At 61.9% G+C, this 18541-nt stretch carries 9 protein-coding genes and 1 pseudogene; 6 read left to right on the forward strand and 4 right to left on the reverse strand.

Features of this window, described 5'->3' with window-relative positions; all coding sequences use genetic code 11:
- Positions 1 to 117: 117 nt before the first annotated feature.
- The gene (locus ACBR42_RS14870; protein WP_118963824.1) at positions 118 to 2307 is read left to right on the forward strand and encodes a TonB-dependent receptor domain-containing protein; all 2190 of its coding nucleotides are present in this window, start codon (positions 118 to 120) and stop codon (positions 2305 to 2307) included.
- 64 nt (positions 2308 to 2371) lie between these two features.
- Here ACBR42_RS14870 and ACBR42_RS14875 read toward each other — a convergent pair whose 3' ends face one another.
- Both ACBR42_RS14875 and ACBR42_RS14880 read right to left on the reverse strand, forming a co-directional pair.
- The gene (locus ACBR42_RS14875) at positions 2372 to 3640 is read right to left on the reverse strand and encodes an AGE family epimerase/isomerase (RefSeq protein ID WP_371208524.1); all 1269 of its coding nucleotides are present in this window, start codon (positions 3638 to 3640) and stop codon (positions 2372 to 2374) included.
- Positions 3633 to 4493 carry a glucose 1-dehydrogenase gene (locus ACBR42_RS14880; RefSeq protein WP_110547360.1) on the reverse strand — a complete coding sequence of 287 codons (861 nt, stop codon included), beginning with the start codon at positions 4491 to 4493 and terminating at the stop codon, positions 3633 to 3635. Before ACBR42_RS14880 ends, ACBR42_RS14875 begins: the two co-directional genes overlap by 8 nt.
- A gap of 441 nt (positions 4494 to 4934) precedes the next feature.
- On the opposite strand from ACBR42_RS14880, the gene ACBR42_RS14885 reads away from it, so the two are divergent.
- The 5 genes from ACBR42_RS14885 (at position 4935) to ACBR42_RS14905 (ending at position 17541) form a co-directional block, all read left to right on the forward strand.
- Positions 4935 to 5165, forward strand: coding sequence for a hypothetical protein (locus ACBR42_RS14885; RefSeq protein ID WP_118963707.1), 231 nt, complete (start codon positions 4935 to 4937; stop codon positions 5163 to 5165).
- A 48-nt stretch (positions 5166 to 5213) separates the two neighbouring features.
- Positions 5214 to 13778, forward strand: coding sequence for a GH36-type glycosyl hydrolase domain-containing protein (locus ACBR42_RS14890; RefSeq protein ID WP_371208525.1), 8565 nt, complete (start codon positions 5214 to 5216; stop codon positions 13776 to 13778).
- 96 nt (positions 13779 to 13874) lie between these two features.
- On the forward strand, positions 13875 to 14351 hold the full coding sequence (locus tag ACBR42_RS14895) for a GAF domain-containing protein (RefSeq protein WP_371208526.1): 477 nt from the start codon (positions 13875 to 13877) through the stop codon (positions 14349 to 14351).
- 280 nt (positions 14352 to 14631) lie between these two features.
- Positions 14632 to 15972: a hemolysin family protein gene (locus tag ACBR42_RS14900; RefSeq protein WP_174234175.1), complete on the forward strand. Its 1341-nt coding sequence runs from the start codon at positions 14632 to 14634 to the stop codon at positions 15970 to 15972.
- Between the two features lie 213 nt (positions 15973 to 16185).
- Positions 16186 to 17541 carry an inorganic phosphate transporter gene (locus ACBR42_RS14905; protein WP_110547357.1) on the forward strand — a complete coding sequence of 452 codons (1356 nt, stop codon included), beginning with the start codon at positions 16186 to 16188 and terminating at the stop codon, positions 17539 to 17541.
- Between the two features lie 488 nt (positions 17542 to 18029).
- Here the strand turns inward: ACBR42_RS14905 and ACBR42_RS14910 are convergent, their stop codons facing one another.
- Positions 18030 to 18452 (reverse strand): FkbM family methyltransferase, encoded by a 423-nt coding sequence (locus ACBR42_RS14910; RefSeq protein WP_408887026.1) that lies wholly within the window; start codon positions 18450 to 18452, stop codon positions 18030 to 18032.
- Positions 18431 to 18541 (reverse strand): annotated as a pseudogene (locus ACBR42_RS17230) (IS110 family transposase); the annotation flags it as partial. The gene ACBR42_RS14910 and the pseudogene ACBR42_RS17230, both read right to left, overlap by 22 nt.

Genomic DNA, 18541 nt, shown 5'->3' on the forward strand with positions numbered 1-18541 from the left:
AAGAAAACAATCAATACAGATACAGTTATGGAACAGCCCCCTATGCCCCGGATACCCGTAACCACCATACGTAACCGATATTCCACCAGTTCGCGCATCCTGTCCCGTCACACCACGCTGGTTGTCAGTTCCTGCTGGATAGGGTTTGCCCCCCATGCGTTTGCGGCTGAAAAACCACTTTCCCCCCGTACCGGGCATGCTGCCGCCACGCAGCACGCAAAACCCGCGGCGGCGTCCACATCGTCCACTGCCACCGCGCCCACGCCGCCGCGACCGGAACTGATTTCCGTCTCCCGCCACCGCGCAACGCCCGTCAGCCGGGCGGAGACAAGGCTGGCCTCCATCCCCGGCGCCACCAGCGTGATTGACGCGCAGAAAGTGCTCAAGGGCCGTAATTTCACCAGCGCCGACGCCCTTGCGTTCCAGCCCGGCGTTTTTGCGCAGTCATCGGGCGGGGGCGATGGCATCCGCCTGTCCGTCCGTGGGTCCGGCATTGCCACCGGCACCAATTATTTCCGTTCCGGCATGCTGATGATGTTTGACGGACTGCCGGTTACGACACCGGCGGGCACGCCCTATGAACTGTTTGAACCGCTGGGCCTGCGCTATACCGAGGTGCTGCGCGGGGCCAACGCGTTCGATTATGGGGGCATGCAGCTTGGCGGCGGGATCAATTATGTCAGCCAGACCGGATATGACGCGCAGCGGTACCAGGCACGGGTGGAAGCGGGCAGCTTTGGCTATGTCAAGGAACAGCTCAGTTCCGGCGGGGTCTTTGGCAAGTTCGATTATTACCTCAGCGCCACCAATTCCTATCGTGGCGGGTATCAGGACAATACCAAGGCGACCAGCTTCGGGCTTAACGCCAATTTCGGCTACCGATTCAACGATCGCGTCTCGACGCGGGCCTTCTTTCGCTACCGGCAGACCGATAACGGCTATCCCGGTTATCTGACGCGCGACCAGATCCTGTCCGATCCCAAGCAGGCGCAGTCCCCCTATTATTCATGGGGATCACACCGTATCCAGCCGGGAACCAAGTATTACGGGTCCATGACGACCATCCGTATCGACGATCACTCGAAGATCGAGTTCGGCGGCAATTATCAGGATGCGCCAATCGACATCCAGAATACCGCATCATCGCAGATATGGGGCTACAAGACGATCGCGGGCGTGCTGAATTACGACCGCCATGATGTGCTGCGTGGCCATAAAAGCGATACGCAGGTTGGTATCCTGAGCTATAGCGATATCGAGGCATGGCAGCGCAACCGCATCCGCGTCAGTAGCGTATTTGGCGGGGTGCCGGATGGCACGTTGCTGCGTAACGTGAAATATGGCGGCACGGAAAACTATTTCCATCTGCGCAACAATACCGAGGTCGTGCATAACCTGTGGCTGACGGCGGCGGGGGCGCTGGCGTTCATCAAGCGTACGTCCGATGTCACCTATCCCAACCGGAGCGACCTGCACACGGCATCGGTCAACTTCGTGCCGCGTGGCGGCTTTCGCTACATACCCGACCCGCATATCGAGATTTATGGCAATGTCAGCCGCAGTATCCAGCCCCCCAATGACTGGAACTACAACTATGCCGGGAATTACTATAATGCCGCCAGTTATCCGCTACAGGCGACGGCGGGGGAAAACTCCACATCGGGCAGGCTGCGCAACCAGACCGCAACCACGTTCGAGATCGGCACGACCGGCCATTACTTCCACAATAAATGGAGCCTGACATACTATCATTCATCCGTGCATAACGAACTGCTTACGATCACTACGCCCGCATCCCTTGCGGCGGGCACGTCGATTTATGGCAACGCATCCCCCACAACCCATCAGGGTGTCGAGGTTTCGCTGGAAACCGAACTGCTGAAATGGGCGGGCAATACGCTGTCACTCCGGCAGGCCTATACGTATCAGGATTTCCGCTACAGACATGACGCGGTTTTCGGCAACAATCACCTGCCGGGCATTCCTGAGCATTTCTATCAGGGTGAAGTGCATCTGGACATGCGCAACGGGTTTTACGCAGGCTTCAGCGCGCAGGTTTCATCCAAGGTGGGCGCGTCCTATGATATGACGTATTTTGCCCCCTCCTATCATATCTATAACGCCAATATCGGGTATTCATGGCCGCATAAACACCGTGAAGTCTTCATAAGCTTCAATAACCTTGCCAACACCCATTACGCGGCCATCGTGGTGCCGGGGTATCAGGCGGCGGGCAAGCAACTGGCGGTCATGCAGCCGGGTGACGGGTTTGGCGTGTTTGTGGGGGCATCAATCGGGTTCAACTGAACCGTCCTGATGGCGAAAAGGGGGATATGGCCGGATGCAGCGCAGACCGGCCATGTTCGCGGGGTTACTGGTCCAGGCTGGCTACGGCGGTGGCGAAACTCGGTGCCAGCGGGAGGAGCGGCGTAAGCGTCGCCTGCCAGGCATGGTACAGATCCGCCTTGCCCGCATAGACAACTTCGGACGGGTGGTTATCGCGGTCCAGTTCCTGAATCCAGCCACCGCGCCTGCGGTCGATCATGTACAGGTCGATATAATCCCATATCGTGCGGTACCAGTGTTCATATTCCCTGTGGCCGGTCCGCTTGAGCAGGGCAGCGGCGGATGTCATGGCTTCCGCCTGACACCAGTGGGGGCGGTTATGCACCACCGGTTCAAGGTTCCAGTCCACGGTATACAGCAGGCCCGGCTGGCCATCGCGCGCCCAGCCTGCCGCCATGCCCCGCTGGAACAGGCCGGTCGCATCATCCAGAAGCCATGCAGGCGCGCGACCGCTTTCGCGCAGGAGGGCGGCCTCCAGTTTCAGGAGCAGGTGTGACCATTCCACGAAATGCCCCGGCGTCATGCCGAAGGGACGCAGGTCATCCGTGGGTTTGTCGCGGTTGAAATCCTTCAGCAGCGTCCAGTTGCGGTCAAAATGTTCAGCCACGTCGTAATTGTTGCGCCGGGCAAGGTCGTGGATGATCCGCTCCACAATCCTCAGCGCGCGCTGTCGCCAGACCGGCCTGCCAGTCACATCCGCCACTGCCATGCAGGTTTCCACTGCGTGCATGTTCGCGTTGGCGCCACGGTAATTTTCCTCATCCGACCAGTCGGCCGCGAAGCTTTCACGAAAAACGCCTTCTTCCTCGCTCCAGAAATGGTGTTCCCATACCGCCAGCGCCTCCTCCAGCAGGGGGCGTGCGCCGTCCACGCCTGCTACCACCGCCGATGATGCCGCAAGGGCTACGAAGGCATGCAGGTAACACTGCTTGCGGCCCCCATCGGGTGGCAGGCCATCGGCGGGCGGCCCGGTGAACCACCCGCCATGCCTTTCGTCGCGCAATGGCCCCAGCAGGGCCGCAACACCGTGGGTGGCCAGCGGGAAACATCCCGGCAGGCCGCGCCCCGCCGCCACCGCGTAGACATGGGTCATGCGCGCGGTCAGGATCGCGTCCGCCCCGGCATCGGCGGAAAGCTGCCCGTCGTCATCCAGCGAGGCGAAGCCGTCGGGCACGCGGGCAGGTTTTGAAAAATCAAGCAGGCGCTGCCCCTGCGCATCAAGCCAGCGACGGTGGGCCGCCGCGCGAAGCCAGCTCGATGCAGGAAGCATGAGCGAGGGGAGCGCCTCAGCCATTGATGATCATGCCCCCGTTTACATGCACCGTCTGCCCCGTGACGTAAGATGAATCTTCCGCCGCCAGATAGACATAGGCCGGACCCATCTCGCTGGGCTGGCCGATGCGGCCCATGGGCGTGCTCTTGCCCATGTCGGCCACGGCCTGCGGATCGACCGGTCCCCAGCTTGCGGGCTGCAGCGGCGTCCAGATCGGGCCGGGGGCGACCGCGTTGACCCGGATGCCCTTTTCCGCAAGCTGGAGGGCAAGGGCGCGGGTGAAGCCCATCTCGGCGGCCTTGGTGGTGGTATAGGCGACCAGCGCCTTGTTGCCCGCGAAAGCATTGATCGACGATGTATTGATGATCGCGCTGCCCCTGTTCAGATGCGGCAGGGCGGCACGGGTAATGTAGAAATAGCCATTGATGTTGACGTCCATGTGACGCTGCCATGTCTCATCGGAAATATCGGTCAGGTCCGTGCTGACATACTGCACGCCCGCATTGTTCACGACGATATCAAGCCCGCCAAAGACCTCGACCACATGGGCCACGGCGTCATTGCAGACCATGCTGTTGGCCACATCGCCTTCGATGGCGAGGGCCCTGACACCTTCGGCTTCCGCCAGGCGGATGGTCTCGCGCGCGTCCTCTTCCTCCTCAAGATAAAGGATGGCGACATCCGCCCCTTCCCGCGCGAAATGCAGGGCGACGGCGCGGCCTATGCCGCTGTCACCGCCGGTAATCAGCGCGCGGCGTCCCTTCAGCTTGTCGCTGCCGCGATAATCGGGGCGGATATGTTCAGCCCTGGGTTTGAGCAGGCGTTCGACGCCGGGCTGGTGGTCCTGGCTCTGGGGGGGAATGCTCTGGGTCATGGATTTTCCTTCAGCAGGTGGCACAAGGGGCGGCGCGGGCCGTTATGGGGCCACTGCGTGCGCCCCGTCTTCGTCAACCAAACGCCCCCGGCCGGAAGATGTTGCCGGTCGCATGGCTGGCCTGCGGCCTGTCCGCCCGATCAGGCGGTCCGGTGCAGGGTCATGAATTTCAGGATAGGAGCGCAGGCGTTAACAATCAGTGACCGGCCCCGTGACGGAGCAGACCGCGCTTTTTTGCCCCGCAGGCAGGCGGAAAAACCAGATCGCCCGCCCCCGCCATGCTGGCCCGGCAGATGGCACGGACAAAAGATATTCAGGGAACGCAGTCTCGATACCGGCGTTACACTATGGGCGACTGTATCCTGCCCCCGGCCCTGCCGGCGACCGATCCAGTCAGGCCCTTCGCATTATTTCCATATCCCGGATAGAGGAGAGTGGAGGATGGATACATCCTTCAAACCGGCCACGTCTGGCCAGTACGCGCCTTCCCGCGCCGTCGCTGCCGCGCGCCCCGTGGCGGGGAGGGCAGGAAAATTCCCGCCTGATGGTGATGGGCCGGATGAATACACAACACAATCCATGACGCGGGAAGGCGACCATGCGGTGCCGCCCCTGTTGCGCCAGCGTGCCCACCATGCGTCCCAGCCACGGATGAGCCTGTTTCGCAGATAGGGGAACGCGGGTGTGGGTGTTCCGCCACGGATATAACTGGAGCAGAGCATGGACGGAAATCCCGCGTTACCCCATCAGGCCGATCGCGCGTTCCGGGCCATGCCCCGCTCGTGGCTCGAACGCCTGTCTGGTCAGCCTTCCCAGCTTACGTGGCAGGATGATTTCGCGCCGGTCAAAAGCGAAATTTTCGGCATGGAACGGCTGGAAGCCCATGCCAGAAGCCTTGCCGCCGCGCAGACCATAACGCCCCGCACCCATATGCGGGGGCAGGGTCATTCACTGGCCCGCCGCCTTGCGGACAATGGCGCATTCCTGCGGGCCGCGGATGAAAGGATTGCCGAGGCCCTTCAGGCGGGCAAGCAGTTGACGCCCGCCGCACAATGGCTGGCGGATAACTACGCGCTGGTTGACATGCAGATCCGTGAAATCGCACTGGACCTGCCGCCGCGCTATTATGCCCGCCTGCCCAAGCTGGCCAGCGGTCCCTTTGCCGGACTGCCCCGTGTGTTTGGCGTGACATGGGCGCTGGTGGCCCATACGGACAGCAATATCCAGCCCGAAACCCTGTATAACTACCTGCTGGCGTATCAGGGCGTGACGCCACTGACGATTGGTGAACTCTGGGCGGTGCCGATCACGCTGCGGATCGTGCTGATTGAAAACCTGCGCCGCGTGGTCAGCGCGATCATGGCCAACAACGCCAGCAGGCGCGAAGCCGACATGCTGGCCGACAGTCTGGATGGCTATCGCAAGGATACGCCATCGGCGATGGCCGCCTTCCTCGCCACCGTTGACCCCGGCGTGCTGAACGGTGCCTTCATCGCCCAGCTTGCCCATCGTTCGCGCGGGCTGGACCCCGAAAAGGACCCCGCCCTTGTCTGGCTTGGACAGCGGCTGGCGGACAGGGGCACCAGCATTGAAGACGCCGTGCGCGACGACCTGCAGGAACAGGGCACCTTCAACGCCACCATCCGCAACATCATCACCAGCCTGCGCCTGATCGCAGGTTTCGACTGGACCGAAGCCTTCGACCATGTCTGTCTGGTCAACAGGATCTTTGACAGCTACCCCAGCTTCACCCAGGCCGATTTCGCCAGCCGTGACCTGTACCGCAAGGCCATCGAGGATCTGGCCCGTGGCAGTGACCATAGCGAGATGGCGATAGCCGAACTGTCCGTCAGCATGGCCCGCCGGGCGGCAGCCGTGGACGGTCATGACCCGCGCCGGGCCGATCCCGGCTATTACCTTCTGCTTATGGCGGGGCGCAGGGAACTGGAAGCGGCAATCGGCTTCCGTCCGCCCCTGTCAAGCCAGATGGTGCGGCTGTTCTGCGCGCGTGGCATCGCGGCCTACAGCATTGTCGTGACCCTGCTGACGCTGCTTTTCCTTGCCGTGCCCCTGTGGCTGACATCGGATGGTGCAAGCGGTATGACGTGGCTGCTGGCGGTGCTCGCCTTCGTGCCGGTTTCGGAAGCTGCGGTGGCCTGTGTAAACCGGCTGGCGCTGGAAGCGATCCACGCCACCGCCCTGCCGGGGCTGGAATTCCGTGATGGTGTTCCCGCCACCCTGCGCAGCATGGTCGTCGTACCCGCCCTTATGACCACGGAAGAAACGCTCACCGCCCTGCTGGCGCGGCTTGAGGTCCATTACCTCGCCACGCGCGATGACTCCGTTCACTTCGCCCTTCTGACCGACTGGACCGATTTCCACAGCCCCGATGCCCCCGATGACCAGCGCCTGCTGGATCTGGCGCTGGACAGGGTGGCCAGCCTTAATCGCAAATATGGGCCCGCACCCGGCGGAATGCGTTTTTACGTGCTGCACCGCAGGCGGACATGGAGCGAGAGCGAACAGGTCTGGATGGGCTGGGAGCGTAAACGCGGCAAGCTGCATGAACTCAACCGCCTGCTGCGCGGCGCGACGGATACCACCTACCTTGCGCCTGCCGCCCCGCTGCCCGCCAATGTCCGGTATATCATCACGCTGGATGCCGATACCCGCCTGCCGCTGGAAACGGTGTGCCGCCTGATCGGCAAGATGGCCCACCCGCTCAACGCCCCCGCCTTCGACCCCGTGGCGGGCCGTGTGCGTGAAGGCTACGCCATCTTGCAACCACGCGTCACGCCATCCCTGCCGGTGGGGCATCACAGCACCCTGTTCCAGCGCATATTCGCCAGCGCCAGCGGCATTGACGCCTATTCCGCCGCCGTGTCCGACCTGTATCAGGACATGTTTGGCGAAGGGTCGTACGCGGGCAAGGGCATATACGACATTGATGCGTTCGAGGCGGCCCTTGCCGGGCGTGTGCCGGAATCCACCCTGCTGAGCCATGACCTGTTTGAAGGCATATTCGCCCGCGCCGGACTTGCGACGGATGTGGAGGTGGTGGAGGATTTCCCCACCGACTACCTTGTCGCGGCCCAGCGGATGCACCGCTGGACACGCGGTGACTGGCAGTTGCTGCCGTGGATCATGTCCGGCATCGCGCGGCGCAACGCGCCGGTGCGCGACCGGTTTTCGGGCATCGCGTTATGGAAGATGCTCGATAACCTGCGCCGCACGCTGGTCACGCCACTGGCGCTGGTGGCCCTTGTCGCAGGGTGGTTCCTGCCGCTGCACGCGGCGGTGGTGTGGACGGCGTTCGTGCTGCTGGGCATGGCCCTGCCTGCGTTCCTGCCGGTCCTGCCGGACATCATCCCGCGGCGGGAATGGATTACGCTGCGCGGCTATCTTAGCGTTATTGGCGCAAAAAGTGCTGAATCCGCCGTAATGACGTTCCTGAACGTCACCTTTCTGGCCCATCAGGCCTGTCTTATGGGGGATGCGATTTCGCGTACGCTGGTGCGTGTGTTCATTACGCGCCGCCATATGCTGCAATGGGTGCCCGCAGCCCAGATCGCGGGGCTGCTGCGGTCGGGTCTGGCGGGTTATTATGGCCGCATGTCCGTTGCCCCCCTGCTGGCGGGGGGGATTACGCTGTGTGTGGCCATATGGGCGCCGTGGAGCCTGTTTCTGGCGGTGCCGGTGGCGGTTTTGTGGAGTTTTTCGCCCGCCGTGGCCATGTGGGCCAGCCGCACGCATGTCATCGCGGCCCGCTCGCGTCCGTCCCGCACCGATATCCGCACCCTGCGCATGACCGCGCGGCGGACGTGGCGCTTTTTTGAAACCTTCACCACCCCGGCGGACCATATGCTGCCGCCGGATAATTTTCAGGAAGATCCATCCCCCGTTCTGGCCCGCCGTACTTCCCCCACCAATATCGGCCTTTACCTGCTGTGTACCGCCAGCGCGCATGATTTTGGCTGGACCGGCCTGGCCGATACCGTCAGCCGGCTGGAAGCGACGTTCAGCACGCTGGAAACCATGCCGCGCTACCGGGGGCATTTCTACAACTGGTATGCAACCGATGATCTGCGCCCGCTGGAACCGATCTATGTTTCCAGCGTGGACAGTGGCAACATGGCGGGCCACCTGATCGCGCTGGCCAGTGCGTGTCAGGGCTGGCAGCATGCGGGGCCTGAAACCGATACGTGGCGCGAAGGGATTGCCGATGCGCTGAACATCGCCATTGCCGACCTGACATTCGATCGTGGCGTCCGGCAGAGCCACACGGCGGCGGAGCGGCAGTTGCTGCGCCTGCTGACAGGACTGAAAAACGCGGTCCTGTCCACCCCCGGCAAATCAACCGCCGAACTGGCGGCCCTGCACCGTCATGCCGCGGGGGCTGCGGAACATGTAGCGCGCATGCACCCTGACGTGGCCGCCGGGGGCACCGACCGTATTGCCGACCGCGTATTCTGGGTCACGGCCCCGCTGCGCGCGCTGGAAAGCCATATGCGCGACCTTGATACGGACCTGCATGCCACGCTGACCAGCAGGCTGGAAACCATCGCACAGAAGGCCCGGACCATGGCGCAGGAGATGGATTTCCATTTCCTGTGCAATCCGTCGCGCAAGCTGCTGTCCATCGGATATCTGGTGGCCGAGGATACGCAGGACACCAACTGTTATGACCTGCTGGCGTCCGAAGCGCGTCTGGCGGTGTTCTTCGCCATCGCCAAGGGCGACATGCCCGCGCATGACTGGTTCCGGCTGGGCCGGTCGATTACGCCGGTGCGCAATGGCGCGGCGCTGGTTTCGTGGTCGGGGTCGATGTTCGAATACCTCATGCCCTCGCTCGTCATGCGTGCGCCGGTGGGCAGCCTGCTGGAACAGACCAACGGCTTGATCGTGCAGCGCCAGATCGCCTATGGCCAGACGCATGACATTCCGTGGGGGGTTTCGGAATCCGCCTATAACGTGCGGGATCTGGACTATACGTACCAGTATTCCAATTTCGGCGTGCCGGGGCTGGGGTTCAAGCGCGGGCTGGGGCTGGACCGGGTGGTGGCCCCCTACGCCACCATGCTGGCAGCGATGGTTGACCCGCAGAAGGCGGTGGCCAATCTGTACGTGCTGGAAAAGACCGGGGCGCTGGGGCAGTACGGATTTTACGAATCACTCGACTTCACGCCCGATCGTGTTCCCGATCAGGGCAGGGTGGCAATCGTGCGCGCGTATATGGCGCATCATCAGGGCATGTCCATCCTTGCGGTGGCGGACGCCATCATGAATGGCGTCATGCGCACGCGCTTTCATTCCGACCCGGTCGTGGCGTCCGCCGAACTGCTGCTGCAGGAACGCGCCCCCCGTACCGGCGCGGTCGCCCGCCCGCTACCGTTCGAGGAGGATACGCATCCCACCGTCCACGCCGTCTCCACCCCGGCGGGGCGGTATCTGGAACGCGCCGATACGCCCCAGCCTGTCACCCATCTGCTGTCCAATGGCCGCTATACGGTCATGCTGACGGCGGCGGGATCGGGTTACAGCCGCTGGAACGGTCAGGCCATCACGCGCTGGCGCGAAGATACGACATGCGATGATTACGGGTCGTACCTGTACCTGAAAAACCGCAGGACGGGACAGGTCTGGTCGGCGGGCGTGCAGCCCTGTGGTCCGTCGCCCGAAGAATATGCCGTGGCCTTCCATGAAGACCGCGCCGAATTCGCCCGTCGTGACGGGACGCTTACGACGCGGCTGGAAGTCCTTGTCTCGGCCGAGAACGATGCCGAAGTCCGCCAGCTTTCCCTGTTCAACGCGGGCAGCGATCCGCTGGATATCGATGTGACATCCTATATGGAACTGGCGCTGCTGGCGCAGGCTGGCGATCTGGCCCATCCGGCCTTTACCAAGCTTTTCGTCCATACCGAATACCTGCATGCCGCGCGCGCCCTGATCGCGACCCGCCGCCGCCGCACACCGGACGAGGCGGAAATATGGGTCGCCCATCTGGTGGTATGCAGTACTGCCATAGAGGTGGAAACCGACCGCGCCTGCTTCCTTGGACGCGAGCGCACGGTGCACCGGCCCGTGGCCGTGATGGGTGACGGGGCGCTGGCCGGTCATACGGGCAGCGTGCTGGACCCGATCTTTTCCATCCGCGTTCCCCTTTCCATCCGTCCGGGCACCATGGGCCGCATCGCGTTCTGGACCATGGCCGCGCCATCGCGCGAAGCGCTTCTGGACCTGATCGACACGCACCGCGACCATGCCGCATTCGAGCGTGTGCGCACCCTTGCCTGGACACAGGCGCAGGTGCAGTTGCGCCATCTGGACATCACGCCCGCCACGGCGGATCTGTTCCAGCGCCTGGCGGGACATATCCTGTTTGCCGGGCCGGCGCTGCGGGCCAGTCCGCCCGCGATCGCGAAGGGGGCGGGGGCACAGCCGCTTCTGTGGGAACAGGGCATTTCGGGCGACCTGCCCATTCTTGTGCTGCGCATACGCGAGGCGTCGAATACCGCCATCGTGCGCCTGCTGCTGCTGGCGCATGAATATTTCCGTCTCAAGCAGGTGGCGGTGGATTTTGTCGTGCTGAACGAACATCCATCCTCCTACCTTCAGGAACTTCAGGCGGCACTGGACCAGCTTGTCCATTCCGTAACACAGAGCGGGGGGAATGCGGGCACCGTGCGTGTGCTGCGCGCCGACCTGCTTACCCCCGCCATGCGTGACCTGATCCTGTCGGTCGCCCGCGTGGTGCTGGTGGCCGATCGGGGTCTGGCGGAACAGCTTGATTATGCAAGGGTTCCCGCAAAACGTACGTTCCTGCCCACCCTTGCCCCCACGCCGTCGCCCGCTTCGGCCTTTGCCGCCCCGCCCGTGCCGGAACTTGAATTCTTCAACGGCCATGGCGGCTTTGCCCGCAATGGGCAGGAATACGTGATCGTGCTGGCGCCGGGACAGACCACGCCTGCGCCGTGGATCAATGTCATCACCAACGACACCTTCGGTTTTCAGGTGTCGGGGGAGGGGAGTGGCTATACATGGTCGGGCAGCAGCCGCGAACACCAGATCACGCCATGGTCCAACGATCCGGTCAGCAACCACGCGGGCGAGATTTTCTATATCCGCGATGAAAGCACCGGCATGCTGTGGTGCCCCGCCGCCGCCGTCCGGCGCGACCGCGCGGCGACCTACGTTACCACGCATGGGCGCGGCTATACGCGGCAGGAACGCATTGCCCATGGGGTGGCCAGCACGCTGCTGCAATACGTGCCCGTGGCGGACCCGGTCAAGATTACGCGCATCCAGTTGCGCAACCTGTCCGATCATTCCCGCACGCTGTCCATCACCGCCTATGTCGAATGGGTGCTGGGGCGGGCGCGCAGCACGTCGGCGGCCTTTGTTTCCACAGAACTGGATGAGGAAACCGGCACACTGTTTGCCCGCAACCCGTGGAGCGCGGATTACGGAAACCGCGTGGCCTTTGCCGATATCGGCGGCTATCTGACCGCCAGTTCCGGCGACCGCACGGCCTTTGTCGGGCGTAACGGCACCGTCGAACACCCGGCGGCCTTCGCCCATGCCGATGGCGTGCAGGGGCGCACGGGTGCTGGGCTGGACCCGTGCGGGGTGGTGCAGACGGTGGTGATCCTGCCGCCGGGTGGGAAAGCGGAAATCGTCTTCCTGCTGGGCGAGGGGGCGGACATCAATCAGGCCCGTGACCTCGTGGCCCGGTACCGCACCGTGGATCTGGATGGTGTGCTGCGCGATGTCCGCCAGCATTGGGACCGGATTACGCAATCCGTGCAGGTCCGCACGCCCGACCGGAGCATGGACATCATGCTCAATGGCTGGCTGCTTTACCAGACACTGGCCAGCCGCGTGCAGGCCCGTGCGGGTTTCTATCAGGCCAGTGGGGCCTATGGCTTCCGCGACCAGTTGCAAGATGGCATGGCCCTTGTGCTGTCACGGCCCGATCTGGTCCGCGCGCACCTGCTGCGCGCGGCTTCGCGCCAGTTTGTGGAAGGCGACGTGCAACACTGGTGGCTGCCCCAGACCGGGGCGGGCGTGCGCACCCATATTTCCGATGACCGGGCATGGCTTGCCTATACCGTGGCGCATTACGTCGCGACATCGGGCGATACGGGTGTGCTGGATGAAAGCCTCCCCTTTCTGGTGGCCCCGCCCCTTCCCATTACCGAACATGACCGTTTCACGGTTCCGACCATATCGGATGAAAGCGGGTCATTGTTCGAACATTGTGCCCGTGCTCTGGATCACAGTCTGGTTGTTGGCGCGCATGGCCTGCCGCTTATGGGCACGGGCGACTGGAATGACGGGATGAACCGTGTGGGCGAGCACGGAAAGGGGGAAAGTGTCTGGCTGGGCTGGTTCCTGCATGCCACCCTGAACGCCTTTATCCCGCTGGCCCGCGCGCGCGGCGATCTGGTCCGCGCCCGCGCGTGGGAGGACCATGCGCGGGCCCTTGCCGTGGCGCTGGAAAAGACATGGGATGGCGACTGGTACCTGCGTGCCTATTTTGACGATGGCACGCCGCTTGGGTCGCATATCAGCGCGGAATGCCAGATTGATGCGATTTCGCAGTCATGGGCGGTGCTGTCAGGCGTTGCGTCACCCGAACGTGCCGAACATGCCATGGGGTCCGTGCTGTCGCGTCTTGTCCGCCAGCATGAAGGGCTGATCCTTGTCCTTGCGCCGCCCTTCGATACCACGGGGCCTGATCCGGGCTATATCCGCGGTTATCCGCCCGGCATCCGTGAAAATGGTGGCCAGTATACCCATGCCGCGCTGTGGACGGTCATGGCCGTGGCGGCATTGGGCGACGGGGACCGCGCGCAGTCGCTGTTTCACACCCTTACCCCGATCAACCATGCGCTGAATACCACGGAAGCCGCGCGTTACCGGCTGGAGCCCTACGTAATCGCCGCCGATGTCTATTCCCAGCCACCGCATGTCGGGCGGGGTGGGTGGTCGTGGTACACGGGATCGGCGGGATGGATGCAGCGTGTGGGGATCGAGACCATCCTTGGCATACGGGTGCATGGCACGCAGTTGCGGGTTGACCCGTGCATTCCCCATGACTGGCCGCGTTTTGAAGTCACGCTGCGCTGGCGCAGTGCGGTTTACAACATTACCGTGCTCAATCCCGCCCATCTGTGCCGGGGGATCGGCACTGTCAGCGTGGATGGGGTCAGCATACCGGCCACCGGCAGTATCGACATGCTCGATGACGGCAATACCCATGCGGTGGAGGTATCGATGGGATAGAAGCATTCCGTCCGGCTTCCCCCCATGTGGCCGGGTGATTGACCGGTGCGTTACAGTAGTGTCCCCTGTCCGCCCATTGTCCAGAGGAACACAGTCATGACCGCACCCGACCGGCGCGTAACGCCCGATACCCTGCCTGAAACCGTATCCGCCGTAGTTGCGGGTGAGGGCGACATGATCGCGAACATGGCCAATATCGCCGCCCTGATATTTGAAGCCCTGCCGGACCTGAACTGGGCGGGCTTCTATCTGGCAAAGGATGGCCAGCTTGTGCTTGGGCCGTTTCAGGGGCGCGTGGCCTGCACCCGCATCCCGTTTGGCAAAGGCGTGTGCGGCACGGTTGCGCGGGACCGGCAGACAGTGGTGGTGCCGGACGTGCATGCTTTCCCCGGTCATATTGCCTGCGACGCGGCATCGGCTTCGGAAATCGTGGTGCCGGTCGTGATGGGCAACGAACTGCTGGGCGTGCTCGACATCGACAGTCCGCGCCGTGACAGGTTCACCGACAGGGATCGCGCGCTGCTGGAAGCGGTGGTGGCGCAACTGGTGCAGGCCCTCTCACCCCGGCAATAACGGCCTGTTGCCTGCGCTTTTGTGGGCTTGTGCGCCCGGTCCGGGTTCCGGCCCGCCCGAACCGGGCACGGTTTAGTAAAATGCGCCTGCTGGCATCGGGATTTATGGAAACAGTGGGGATGTGTCCGCGTTGCAGGCCATGGCCGGGAACAGGCGTGGTCTGGTTACGGTAAACATGCCTGAAATCTTAACAAAAAATTCCCGGACCAAAAACCTTTATCCTGTTAGGTAATCGCCAGTTCATGATATGATGAATTAAATATTCTTCCATAGGTGCTGTGTGATTTTGTTTCTGTCGGGGCTGGTATCGCTTGTTATGCTGGTCGCGCTTAATATTTTTATTTCGCTTTCCGAAGTCTCTTTTGCCGCAGCCCGCGATGTGCGGCTCCAGTCCCGCGCGGAAGCGGGTGATGAACGGGCTGTCGCGTTCCTGAAACTGCGGCGCAACAGCGGGCAGGTCATTACCGTCCTGCAGATATGCCTTAACGCGGTCGGGGTTCTGGGCGGTATCATCAGTTCCGGCATGATCGCCCCGCCGCTGTATCAGTATCTGGTCCACTGGGGCCTGAGCATCGCAACGGCGCAGACGCTGGCCTCGGCGTTCGGCTTCGTGCTGGTAACGGGCATGTTCGTCCTGTTTGCCGATCTGCTGCCCAAGCGCGTAGCCATGAACGCGCCCGACAAGATCGCGCTGGCGGTGGGCTGGTTCCCGGCGGCGGCGCTGAAACTGCTTTATCCCATTGTGTGGGTATTTTCGCGCACATCCGATACGATCCTGCGCGCCCTGAAAATTCCCGCAGCATCCGGTGTCGAGCCGGTCACGCCGGAAGACCTGCGCGCCATTCTGGCCGCGGGCACGGCTTCGGGTGTCCTGCTGGAACAGGAACACCAGATGATCCAGAACGTTCTGGGGCTTCAGGACCGTTCCATCACATCCGCCATGACGCCGCGTGATGAAATCGTGTTTCTCGATCTGCAGGAAAGCATCGAGATGCAGAAGGACAAGGTCCGCGCCAAGCCCTATTCACGCTATCCCCTGTGTGATGGGGGACTGGATAACGTCATAGGCTCCATCCGGGCGGAAGACGTGCTGGCCGCCGTGGTGGACCGCAGGCCCGGCGTCCTGTCCACGCCGGACGATCAGGACGCCCCTGCGCCACGGGAAAACCCGATCGTGCAGATGCGCCGCGATGTCCTGTCGGTGCCCGAGACCATAAACCTGTGGGATACGCTGGCGCAGTTCGATACCCATGGCGTGGGTTTCGCGCTGGTGGTGAATGAATACGGGCTGGTGATGGGGCTTATCACCTTCAAGGACATTCTTGGCGCGCTGATGGGCGGACTTGCCAATCCGTTTGAGGAGCAGTTGATCGTGCGCCGCGATGCGACATCGTGGCTGATTGACGGTGCCGCCACGATCGGGGATGTGCGGCGCGCGCTGGATGCGTTCGATCTGGATGAAAGCGCGCCTTTTGACACCATTGGCGGTTTTGTCCTGCACCGCCTGCGGCGCATGGCGCGTAAGGCGGACCGGGTGGACACGGTCAGTTTCCGTTTTGAAGTGGTCGATGTGGAAGGTTTCCGCATCAATCAGTTACTGGTGACGCGGCTGAACCGGTAGGCCGTTTTCTACGGATGTTTTTATGGGACGTTATCTCCAGTCACGCAGCGGGCTGGAAGTAATGTCCCGCCCCCTTCTGAACAGGTGCGATCACGTAATAAAGCGCATGATTATGTAAATATGAATATTATATGAAGATCAGGTGCGGTGACTTAAATTCGTCCTTAAAATTATTTATAAAGCAAATAACAATAACTTTCTGTGTGTAGTTATATGCTTCACTTTGCACCCTATTCCACATTTTCCATAATCGCGCTTGTCGTGTGCTTCGCGCTTGTCTGCGTGTTTGAATTCGTAAACGGATTTCACGACACGGCAAATGCGGTCGCCACCGTTATCTATACCAGATCGCTTAAACCCCGCACGGCTGTGATCTGGTCGGGGTGCATGAATTTCGTAGGGGTTATCCTGGGCGGGATCAGTGTTGCGTACGGTCTGGTCGAACTGCTGCCCGCCGACGTGCTGTCCCCACCCAATGGCGATCCGGCGGTGCCGATGCTGATATCCCTGTTCGGCACGGCGCTGGCATGGAACCTGTTTACATGGTGGTTCGGGATTCCGAACTCCAGTTCGCATTGCGTGATTGGCGCGCTGATCGGCATAGCGATCGGGGATGCGCTGCTGCATACCCGCGATCTGGGCAACAGCGTGGACTGGTCGCAGATATGGAAGATCCTGCGCGCCCTTGCCATCTCGCCGCTGCTGGGCCTGATTGGCGCGGGTGGGCTGTATTTCATAATCCGCCATCTTGTGCGCGATCCGGAACTGTACCAGCCCCCGCAGGGTGACAGGCCGACGCGTGGCTGGGTGCGCGGACTGCTGATCCTGACCTGCACCGGTGTCAGCTTCTCCCACGGTAGCAATGACGGGCAGAAAAGCATTGGCCTGATCATGCTGACCATCATCGGTATCCTGCCCGCGACCTTCGCGCTGGCGCCCAACAGCGCGCCGCATATTGTCCACATCGCGGAGTATGCGACAAACGCTACCCCGCTGATCCAGCAGTATGACCATGATGGCCTGCGTGACGAAGCGGTTGCTTCCGTTACCCGCCTGTCCAGAACCGCGCCGGATGAGGTCGTGCCTTCCGAACTGCGTGCCGACCTGTATGAAGTCGTGGCCGGGCTGAAAACCGTTGCCGCGAACCCGCAGGCATCCGCGCAGGAACGCGCGATGGCCAAGACGCTGGGCAACCAGATGCGCCCGGTGGTGGAATACGCGCCGTGGTGGGTGCGGCTGCTCAGCGCCCTGTGCCTGGGTATCGGCACCATGATCGGCTACAAGCGCATCGTGCATACGCTGGGCGAAAAAATCGGTAATACGCACCTGACCCCGGCGCAGGGTGCATCGGCTGAACTGGTGGGCGCGGGGCTGATCGCCACGGCTGGTTATACCGGCCTGCCTGTCAGCACGACACACATCATTACGGCGGGTATCGCGGGCACCATGCTTGGTTCCGGTTCGGGCATCAACCGGGGCATGCTGGTCAAGATCGCGCTGGCATGGGTCTGCACGCTGCCTGTCACCATTACGATCGCTGCGGGACTGTTCTACCTGCTCAACCGATAGGACCCCGCCGCCGCCGGGGCTGCATTACTGGCAGCCCCGGCGGCGGACCATCGTCAAGGTTCTTCTTTTCTGCATGGTATCCGGCGCTGTGATGTCCAAAAATGGACGCCACGGCGCCGATGTGTATGGAGGGAAGATATCAATATTTCCGACTTTACCGGTCAGGGATAGATAACCCTTGAGGAAACGGCTTTTGCCTGTTCCCGCTTCTGTCGGTTCCGATAACTGATGAACGGTTGCGTCCTGCAAGGGGTCGCTGTCGTTCCGGTATGACTGTTACCCCAAAGCCGCAATGCGCGTGTTGAACGTAGCGCATGTAATGTCATAACGGCCCAAGAGAACCCCGGAATCCTGTTGCCAGAAGCAGGGTAAGTGACTGTTTGAAAAGTCCCAAAACGTAGCATTTATCGCTGATATACCAACGAACAAACATACAAAAACGGGTCGGTGGTCGTAACCACCTACCCGCTAATTTTACCTGTTCTCCCCTATTTGCGTGATAGCAGGGCGTTACCCCTGCTACGTGCCGTTTGACGGTATCCAGCCTGAGCCAGTTTGCCCATCAGGTCTGATTGCCAGCGATCACTCTCGCTGTATTCCATGATGATGTGTGAGGGAAATAAGGTTGAGGGTGCATCCCTGAAAAAGGGCATTAAAGCCCGGTCCTCATATCCTTCAATGTCGATCTTCAACACATCAACCTTGTTGACTTTGGCATCGGTCAGGATATCCAGCAAAGGCCGGATACGAACGGTTTCTCCATGACCCTGACCAATGGTGCCACCACCGTAATCCATATTGGTTTGGATCAGGGTGCCAGTTTCATCTCTTTCACCTACGGCAGCTTTGACCAGATATGCCTCAATACCATTGAGAGTATCCGTTGTGGTCAAGCGGCTTTTGGCATCCAAAGCCGATCTTTGTGAAGCAGGGCGTTTGCGAGGACGATGAGCTTTCGCATGATTGCGGTAATGGCGATCTTGGCGTGTTTTCCCTTTAC

It is taken from the genome of Komagataeibacter sp. SM21, from assembly GCF_041402665.1.
Classification (GTDB): Bacteria; Pseudomonadota; Alphaproteobacteria; order Acetobacterales; family Acetobacteraceae; genus Komagataeibacter; species Komagataeibacter saccharivorans.

Excerpts from the sequence above, each read along its gene's own strand:
- ACBR42_RS14875 (WP_371208524.1), bottom strand. The coding sequence starts at position 3,640 with ATGGCTGAGGCGCTCCCCTCGCTCATGCTTCCTGCATCGAGCTGGCTT.
- ACBR42_RS14880 (WP_110547360.1), bottom strand. The coding sequence starts at position 4,493 with ATGACCCAGAGCATTCCCCCCCAGAGCCAGGACCACCAGCCCGGCGTC.
- ACBR42_RS14885 (WP_118963707.1), top strand. The coding sequence starts at position 4,935 with ATGGATACATCCTTCAAACCGGCCACGTCTGGCCAGTACGCGCCTTCC.
- ACBR42_RS14890 (WP_371208525.1), top strand. The coding sequence starts at position 5,214 with ATGGACGGAAATCCCGCGTTACCCCATCAGGCCGATCGCGCGTTCCGG.
- ACBR42_RS14895 (WP_371208526.1), top strand. The coding sequence starts at position 13,875 with ATGACCGCACCCGACCGGCGCGTAACGCCCGATACCCTGCCTGAAACC.
- ACBR42_RS14905 (WP_110547357.1), top strand. The coding sequence starts at position 16,186 with ATGCTTCACTTTGCACCCTATTCCACATTTTCCATAATCGCGCTTGTC.